Annotated in this window: 9 protein-coding genes; 7 read left to right on the top strand and 2 right to left on the bottom strand. The window is 57.0% G+C overall.

Features of this window, described 5'->3' with window-relative positions:
- The first annotated feature begins 56 nt into the window (after positions 1-56).
- Both GOX21_RS10835 and GOX21_RS10840 read left to right on the top strand, forming a co-directional pair.
- The gene (locus GOX21_RS10835; RefSeq protein WP_170374151.1) at positions 57-752 is read left to right on the top strand and encodes a hypothetical protein; all 696 of its coding nucleotides are present in this window, start codon (positions 57-59) and stop codon (positions 750-752) included.
- Complete coding sequence (locus GOX21_RS10840) at positions 752-1,336, top strand: hypothetical protein (protein ID WP_170374149.1); 585 nt, start codon at positions 752-754, stop codon at positions 1,334-1,336. Before GOX21_RS10835 ends, GOX21_RS10840 begins: the two co-directional genes overlap by 1 nt.
- Positions 1,337-1,502: 166 nt before the next feature.
- On the opposite strand, the gene GOX21_RS10845 is transcribed toward GOX21_RS10840, so the two are convergent.
- A complete protein-coding gene (locus tag GOX21_RS10845) occupies positions 1,503-1,877 on the bottom strand; it encodes a hypothetical protein (RefSeq protein ID WP_170374147.1) in 375 nt (124 codons plus the stop codon).
- 542 nt (positions 1,878-2,419) lie between these two features.
- Entirely contained in the window at positions 2,420-3,022 is a 603-nt protein-coding gene (locus tag GOX21_RS10850; RefSeq protein WP_170347767.1) for a helix-turn-helix domain-containing protein, read from the bottom strand.
- Between the two features lie 146 nt (positions 3,023-3,168).
- On the opposite strand from GOX21_RS10850, the gene glyA reads away from it, so the two are divergent.
- The 5 genes from glyA to GOX21_RS10875 all read left to right on the top strand — a co-directional run bounded on the left by glyA (position 3,169) and on the right by GOX21_RS10875 (position 8,673).
- Entirely contained in the window at positions 3,169-4,422 is a 1,254-nt protein-coding gene (glyA, locus tag GOX21_RS10855) for a serine hydroxymethyltransferase (protein WP_170374145.1), read from the top strand.
- An 11-nt stretch (positions 4,423-4,433) separates the two neighbouring features.
- Complete coding sequence (lpdA, locus tag GOX21_RS10860) at positions 4,434-5,813, top strand: dihydrolipoyl dehydrogenase (RefSeq protein ID WP_170374144.1); 1,380 nt, start codon at positions 4,434-4,436, stop codon at positions 5,811-5,813.
- Between the two features lie 14 nt (positions 5,814-5,827).
- Positions 5,828-6,772, top strand: a complete 945-nt coding sequence (gene lipA / locus GOX21_RS10865; protein ID WP_170374142.1) for a lipoyl synthase — start codon at positions 5,828-5,830, stop codon at positions 6,770-6,772.
- Positions 6,773-6,797: 25 nt separating this feature from the next.
- Complete coding sequence (locus GOX21_RS10870) at positions 6,798-8,168, top strand: alanine/glycine:cation symporter family protein (protein WP_170374140.1); 1,371 nt, start codon at positions 6,798-6,800, stop codon at positions 8,166-8,168.
- Positions 8,169-8,250: 82 nt separating this feature from the next.
- Complete coding sequence (locus tag GOX21_RS10875; RefSeq protein WP_170347762.1) at positions 8,251-8,673, top strand: universal stress protein; 423 nt, start codon at positions 8,251-8,253, stop codon at positions 8,671-8,673.
- Positions 8,674-8,756: the final 83 nt, after the last annotated feature.

The raw sequence follows: 8,756 nt of genomic DNA on the forward strand, positions 1-8,756 counted from the left end.
CCGTGATGTGAGCCGCAAGGCTCTTCACGGTCTGCGAGCAAAAGGAGATCGAAATCGTGGACACGCTGAATACAACTTCCCTGCCCCCTGCCCACGCCAAGGCCCTGCTGAATGAAGCCCTCCGGGTGGAGTTGTCCCGGATCCTGGCCGAGCAGAACAGCATGGGTAGTCTGTCCAACGAAGATGTGGACGAACGCATTGAAAAACTCGAAGCTGAAAACAAGAAACTGCGCCGCGCCGCCAGGCGCGGAAATTGGGAGGGAGTTCAAGAGCTGCTTAAAAAAGCCAGTGAAATGATATCGCTTGCCTTGCCGAATCCGCTCTCGCCGGACCTCGGTCGCCAGGCCATTTCGCTCAAGTGGCTCATGAACCAAGTCGAGAATGACGTAGCCGATGGCGACGATTTGCGGACTGCCAGCCGTGCACTGCTCAAAGAACATGGTATCGAGGATTTCGACGGCTTCGTTCAGGAGCCCGTTCTTCTCTCACACGCTTGGGGCCAAACCCCGGAAAAACCATCCAACCCGTCAATGCAGGGCAACATCAATGCCCTAGAAAAGCTGACGCTGGAATTCTTCGGCGATATTCCCGTCTCGGCGATCACGAGGAACGGCAAAAAGAGTTCTTTGCTTGGGAAGCCCGACTACCCCGCACCCAAGGTCGTAGTCACGGTAAGAACCGCTTTAACAAAGAAGGAAAGAAAATCTCGAAGGCGACCGAGATCTCTGCAGCTGATGCTCATGACCCCCTAGTGACCGAAGAGATCAGGGGGCGAGACGATATCTCGGTTGCAGAAAAGCGGGTGATCCTTGCCGATAACTTGGTTCCACGCCGCACCATAACTACTATCAAGCGAGATCGGGATGGTTTGAATCGTATGTTCAAGAGTGCCAAGAACCTCGGCATCAATCCTCCAGAGGCGTTGTCCTATGAAGAGGTCGAAGGGCACATCGCGGCGCAGGCCCCGAATGATGAGCTCTATGTGCGCGTGACCATGCCCAGGATCCGAATGCCCTGGACCGAAGAACGCCTGGCAAAAATCCTGACGTCGCCGATTTTCACCGGCTGTCTTTCGGCCCATCGCCGGTGGAAACGAGGCAAGCTTATCATCCGGGATGCGACCTACTGGGTTCCGCTTATCGTTCTCACAATCGGCTCTCGGATTGAGGAAATCCTCCTGCTCAAATGCAGCGATATCCGGTGTCGCAATGGCGAAAATTGCTTTGCCATCGGGACAGGGCCGGAACAACCGGGTAAGCGCGGCCATAGCTGCCAATGCGGCCTGGTGCACCCCTTCACCCGCGCGTTCCAAAAAAACAGAATGAATCGTGTCTAGCCCGCGCCTTGGCGAAACTTACTACATCCTCGGGCGCATAGTCTGGATTAGGAGCTTCGCCACAGAGCCGCGCCTTTGCCCAAAAGAACACGTTGTATTCGCTTAGTTTATCCCTTGCCTCTTTCTGTTGTTTCTTGCCGTCTTCCGTGGTCGGCTGGGGAGGCACTTATGCAATCTCCGACATGCCCTCAGTGTCAGGCTTAGAAAAAATTTGATAGCTGGTGCTTTCGACCATTCGTGCCCCCTCTTCGGCATTGCGCCTGACAGCCTCGATATGCTCGACGTTGCCAAATTCCTCATTGAAATAAATCGGCAGGTGATGTTCGTACCCGGCAATCTTTGATTTGAAGGCGTCGCGCAGCTCATCCGAGGCCGAAAACAAAGCTATAGGAGCCATGCTTTGTAGGGTGCGAGTCTTGTGGGTTCGCTCATCAAGATATTTTAGCGCCTCGCGTTCTTTGTCGGTCGTACCTTGCAGTGGATCTATGCCCATCAAGTTTAGTCCACGTCCAAACTCCTGAGCTTGCCGGTTGATGTCCATGTCCCAAATCCTAAAATTCGCGATGACGGGAAGACTGACTTCGGAGACATGCTGAGTCTAAAGTATTTTCGAGGCAGCAACGCCAACGGCCGCGACACTTTCGCTCCCTTCCAAAACCTGCCTGATGAGGGCGTCGAGGTTTTCAACGGCATCAATCTTCTTATGAGCCCATTGAAAGCGCCAAATATGCGCTTTCAATGGGCTGAGGGCCAAGAGAACCACGCGACCATAAGTACGTGTTTCTCCCTCCCCAAAACTCTTGCTCGCCCCACGGAAATTCAAGCTTCAGCGGTATTGGGGTTCCGGAATCGCGGTTTGGTAACGAATGTGTTTGACGCCAACTATACGAAGTTGATCGCATAGATTGTTCTTAAACCGTGACAGCAAAGGATCAAAGCAGGTTTTAACAGTCTATCCCAAGACGTCTAATTTCAATATTGAAGTTTCCACAAACTGGGTTTTTAGTTCTTCTGTGCGCGAAACCCAAGCCACACCGGAAAGGTGATAAACTGCGGTAACGCCAAGTTTCCCAGGTACACGACCTATTCCAACGACACCCAAAGAACCTGCGCGTCTTCTTCACTGGTCGACACACAGCCATGCCCCATGCTGCTGTCATAATAGAGTGAATCACCCGCTTTCATCGGCAGAGGGCGGTAGTGTTCCGAGATGAAAATCAACTCGCCGCTCAGCACATACATAAATTCTTCGCCCGAATGGCGAATCCAAGGGTCAAACTCAGAAATATCGCGGGCCCGGATCGTGGCAACATAAGGCAGCATGCGTTTGCTTGTCAGATCCGAACACAGCAATTCATGCAGATAGGTGGCGGTTTCCCGGAACTCACCCTGCCCCTTAGCGGTATAGTCCCGCCGACCGTTTATGCCTGACTGACCCGATTGAAGAAAAAGTTGCGGAGGGTTCATATCCAGCGCCTGTGTCAACCGCCGCACGATCTCAAAGCTGGGTTTGGTTTGATTGTTTTCGATCTTCGACAGGGTCGATCGCCCGATACCTGCTGCACGCCCGGCCTCTTCCAGAGTCCAGCCCTTTTCCCGTCGCGCGTCGCGGATGGAACGCCCCAAGGCCGCCCCTTCATCCAGTTCTTCGGGTGTAACCCCTTCGTTTCTTTGGTCTTCGCCCATGAAAATCTCCCCGTTCTTTCCAGCTTACATATTCCCTTAGTCGCACGCAACTTCACGAATAAGAGATTTATGTTGCTTTAAGGGAATCAATTCCACTATAGGAAACATAGTTTCGAACCGGAGATTCGAAATCAGAGGAGATGACCATGTTCAAAACGTCGCTTACACAGGCCGATCCGACCATTGCTGCATCGATTGCACGCGAGGGCGCCCGTCAGGCCGAACAGATCGAACTGATCGCATCTGAAAACATCGTCTCTCAGGCTGTAATTGACGCCCAGGGATCGGTTCTGACCAACAAATATGCCGAAGGGTATCCCGGCCGCCGCTACTATGGCGGATGTGAATATGTGGATGAGGTCGAGCAGGAAGCCATCGACCGGTTGAAGAAGCTGTTTGGCTGCGAATACGCGAACGTGCAGCCGCATTCGGGCGCACAGGCGAACGGTGCGGTAAAGCTGGCACTGCTCAGCCCCGGTGACACCATTCTGGGCATGTCGCTGGACGCCGGCGGCCACCTGACCCATGGCGCGAAACCGGCGCAATCCGGCAAATGGTTCCGTCCGATCCAATATGGTCTGACCGATGCGGGGCTGATCGACTATGATCAGGTCGAAGCACTGGCCAAGGCCGAAAAGCCCCAACTGATCATTGCAGGCGCGTCGGCTTATTCGCAAAAAATCGACTTCGCCCGTTTCCGCGCGATTGCGGATGAGGTTGGCGCCTGGTTGCTAGCCGACATGGCGCATATCGCCGGTCTGGTTGCAACCGGCCTGCACCCTTCTCCCGTCGGGCACGCTCATATCGTGACATCGACCACGCATAAAACCCTGCGCGGTCCGCGCGGTGGCATCATCCTGACAAATGACGAAGCGCTGGCGAAAAAGATCAACTCAGCCGTATTCCCCGGTTTGCAAGGCGGCCCGCTGATGCATGTGATCGCCGGTAAGGCCGTCGCTTTCGGTGAGGCTCTGAAACCCGAATTTAAAGAGTACATGCAGCGCGTCGTCGACAGTGCCTCGGCTCTGGCCAACGTTATGATGGCACGTGGCTGCGACATCGTCTCGGGCGGCACGGAAAACCACCTGATGCTGGTGGATCTGCGCCCGGTTGGCGTAACCGGTAAAGACGCCGAAGCCGCGCTGGAACGCGCTGGCTTTACCTGCAACAAAAACAGCGTGCCCGGTGACCCCGAGAAACCCACCATCACCAGCGGTATTCGTCTGGGTACTGCGGCCGGTTGCAGCCGGGGCTTTGGCCCCGAGGAATTCAAGCAGATCGGCCATCTGATCGGTGACGTTCTGGACGCGCTGGCGCAGAACCCGGGCGGAGACGAAGCCGTTGAAAAAGCAACCCGTGAAAAAGTGCGCGCCCTGTGCGCAAGCCACCCGATCTACTGAAAGTTAGCGTCATGACCTACGATCTGATTGTCATCGGGGGCGGACCTGGCGGCTATGTCGCTGCGATCCGCGCGGCTCAGCTGGGACTGAAAGTGGCCTGCGTCGAAGGGCGCGGGGCACTTGGCGGGACCTGTCTGAATGTGGGGTGCATCCCCTCCAAAGCGTTGCTGACCTCCTCGGCCAAGTATGCCGAACTTGCACATCTCTCCTCCCACGGCATTGCGGTCGAGGGGGCCAGCATCGACGTACCCGCGATGATGGGGCGTAAGGACAAGATCGTAGGCGACCTGACCAAAGGCATCGCGTTTCTGTTCAAGAAAAACGGGGTCGACCATATCGATGGCTGGGCCAGCATCCCCTCTGCCGGACAGGTCAAGGTCGGCGATGATGTCTATCAAGCGAAAAACATTCTGATCGCCACCGGCTCGGAACCGACTTCGCTGCCGGGGATCGAGATCGACGAGCAGGACATCCTCAGTTCGACCGGTGCGATTGCATTGGAGAGCGTACCGGACCATCTGGTCGTGATCGGCGCAGGTGTGATTGGGCTGGAACTGGGGCAGGTTTGGTCCCGTCTGGGCGCAAAGGTTACCGTGGTCGAGTATCTGGACCGCGTTCTACCCGGCATTGATGGTGAAATCGCCAAGCTGGCACAACGCGCACTGTCCAAGCGCGGGTTGAAATTCCAGCTGGGTCGTGCGCTGAAAACGGTCGAAAAGACCGATACCGGTCTGGTGCTGACCGTTGATCGCGTCGGCAAAGACAAAGAAGAAGTGATCGAGGCTGATAAGGTCCTGATCGCTGTGGGCCGCCGCCCTGTCACCCGTGGGCTGGGCCTGGAGGAGCTGGGCGTTACAGTAAGTCAGCGCGGCTTCATCGAGGTGGATGGGACGTTCCAGACCTCGGTTCCCGGCATTTACGCCATCGGCGACTGCGTGCCCGGTCCGATGCTGGCGCACAAGGCCGAAGAAGACGGCGTCGCCTGCGTGGAAACTCTCGCAGGACAAGCTGGCCATGTCGATTACAACACCGTGCCGGGGGTCGTGTATACCGACCCCGAGGTCGCTTCGGTCGGTCTGACCGAAGAAGCGCTGAAAGAGGCTGGCACCGAGTATTCGGTTGGCAAGTTCGCCTTCATGGCCAACTCGCGCGCCCGTTCGACCGGCGACACCGACGGCGCAGTCAAGGTTCTGGCGGACCCAAGCGGCAAAATCCTGGGCGCCCACATCTGTGGCGCCCACGGAGGAGACCTGATTGCCGAGTTGGTTCTGGCCATGACCAAAGGCGCAACCGTCGCCGAGGTCGCTGCCACTTGTCATGCACACCCAGCCATGGGCGAGGCGGTCAAAGAAACCTGCCTTGACGCCATGGGCCGCGCAATCCACGCCTAAGAGGGACCTGCCAGATGACCATCCAGCTTCGCCCCCGCCACCCTGAAAAGGCCAAGAAGGCAGACAGTGTCATCCCGCGTAAGCCCAAGTGGATTCGCAAGAAAAAGGGCGACAGCGCCGAGTATTACGAAACCCGTCGTCTGATGCGCGAGCACAATCTGGCGACCGTCTGCGAAGAGGCCGCCTGCCCCAATATCGGCGAATGCTGGTCCAAACGTCACGCCACCATGATGATCATGGGCGAGATCTGCACCCGCGGTTGCTCCTTCTGCAACGTGGCCACGGGACGTCCCGATGCATTGGACGCATTTGAACCGGGCCGCGTCGCAGCGGCGGTCAAAAAGCTGGGCCTGCGCCATGTGGTGATCACATCCGTGGACCGGGACGATCTGGCTGATGGCGGGGCCGAACATATCGCTCAGACCATTAGGGCCGTCCGCCACCAAAACCCAGGCACAACGGTCGAGGTTCTTACCCCCGATTTTCTAGGTAAAGGCGACGCGGCGGATGTCGTGTTCCAGGCTGCCCCAGACGTCTTCAACCACAATTTGGAAACCGTTCCACACCTGTATCCGTCCGTTCGCCCCGGCGCGCGCTACTATACCTCGCTGCGGCTGCTGGACGATGCCAAGCGCGCCAACCCCGAGATCTTCACCAAATCCGGCTTGATGGTCGGGTTGGGAGAAACCCTGAACGATGTTCGCCAGGTGATGGATGACCTGCGCGCGGCTCAGGTCGATTTCCTGACGGTCGGGCAATACCTGCAACCGACCGCGAAACACCACCCGATTGATCGTTTTTGGTCTCCGGACGAATTCGCCCAACTGGAGCAAATCGCGCGCTCCAAGGGCTTTCTGCACGTGTCAGCAACCCCGCTGACCCGTTCGTCGTTCCATGCGGACGAAGACTTTGCCGCCCTCAAGCAAGCCCGCCAACGGGCTATCGCCACCGGGGCATAATCCAAACGCAAATGGGAGGGAAACCATGGAAGCGTTAAATTCAATCGTAGGGGCCATCAATGGCGTCGTGTGGGGGCCGCTCATGCTGGTTCTCATTCTTGGCGTCGGCTTCTTCTTGCAGGTGGGGCTGAAATTCATGCCGATCCTGCGCATCGGCACTGGCTTTAAGCTGTTGTTCGCAGGCCGCGAAGGTCAGGGTGACGGTCAGATCAGCCCGTTCAACGCGCTGATGACGTCGCTGTCGGCGACCATCGGTACGGGTAACATCGCCGGTGTGGCCACTGCTGTCTTCCTGGGCGGTCCGGGCGCATTGTTCTGGATGTGGATGACCGCCCTGGTGGGCATGGCCACCAAATATGCCGAAGCCGTTTGCGCGGTGAAGTATCGCGAGAAGGACGAGCTGGGCAATTTTGTTGGCGGCCCGATGTACTACATCAAGAACGGTCTGTCGTCGAATTGGCACTGGCTGGGTTGGGCCTTCGCCCTATTCGGTGCCATTGCTGCCTTCGGCATCGGTAACGGTGTACAAGCAAACGGTGTGGCACAAGTTCTGGAATCGAATTTCGGCGTGAATACCTCGATCACCGGAATTGTTCTGATGGTCCTGACCGCCGCCGTTATCCTGGGTGGCATTACCCGCATCGGTGCGGTTGCCGGTAAGCTGGTTCCGGCCATGGCGATCGCTTACATCGTCGCTGGCCTGTTGGTTCTGATCATCAACATTGGCGAAATCGGTAACGCCCTGTCGCTGGTCTTTACCTACGCCTTCACCCCATCTGCCGCTGAAGGCGGTTTTGCAGGTGCAGCTGTCTGGGCCGCCATCCGCTTTGGTGTGGCACGTGGCGTGTTCTCCAACGAAGCCGGTCTGGGTTCCGCTCCGATTGCACACGCAGCGGCCGAAACCAAAGGTCCGGTCAATCAGGGCCTGATCGCGATGCTGGGTACGTTCATCGACACCATCATCGTCTGCTCGATCACCGGTCTGGCAATCATCTCGACCGGCGCATGGACTTCTGGTGAATCCGGCGCTGCCCTGACCTCGCTGGCATTTGCAACCTCGCTTCCGGGCGGTGGTCACCTGATCGCAATCGCGCTGTCGATCTTTGCCTTCACCACCATCCTTGGCTGGTCGTTCTATGGCGAGAAATGTGTTGAGTTCCTGCTGGGCGTCAAATCCCTGCTGCCCTACCGCATCCTTTGGATCGTTGCGATCTATTTCGGTGCGACTGCAGATCTGGGCTTTGTCTGGCTGCTGGCGGATACGCTGAACGCCATGATGGCCATCCCGAACCTGATCGCTCTGGCATTGCTGAGCCCGATCGTCTTCAAACTGACGAAAGAGTTCTTTGCCTCGAACGGTCAGTCCGAAGAACCGGGCGGCTCACCTGCCGAATAACTTCGGCACTGACAAAATAAAACGGGGGGCCAACCCGGCCCCCCGCCTTTGAAACAAATTTTCTATCTCGAGGAGAGACGTGATGGCCACGAAAATCCTGCTGCCGATTGATCACACTGACGACCGCTCATGGAAACTGGCTTTGCCGGTCGCTTTGGAACAGGCAAAGTTCTATGGTGCCGAACTGCACACGGTCGCCGTCATCCCCGAGATCATCCAGTTGCCGAACCTACCCGCCAACTATGGCGCAGGCGCCAAAGACCACGTGCGGGGTGCGGTTCAGGCCATACTGGATCACGCCAATGCCTCTGATGTGCCGGTGCATGTCGAAGAAGGCAGCGTCTACCGCGAAATTCTGAAGCTTGCCTATAAGGACGGCTTTGATCTGATCGTCATGGCGTCGACCAAAGGCGATTTCCCGAACTATGAGATTGGCCCGAACCTGGCCCGTGTTGTGCGCAACGCGCATTGCACCGTCATGGTTGTCCGTGACCAGTCCCGTTGATTGAAAGGCTACAGCTATGACTGACTTAAAACGCACTCCTCTCTACGATCTCCATGTTGAGTTGGGAGGCAAGCTGGTTGATT

It is taken from the genome of Ruegeria atlantica (assembly GCF_013032005.1).
In the GTDB taxonomy this organism is placed as follows: domain Bacteria; phylum Pseudomonadota; class Alphaproteobacteria; order Rhodobacterales; family Rhodobacteraceae; genus Ruegeria; species Ruegeria atlantica_A.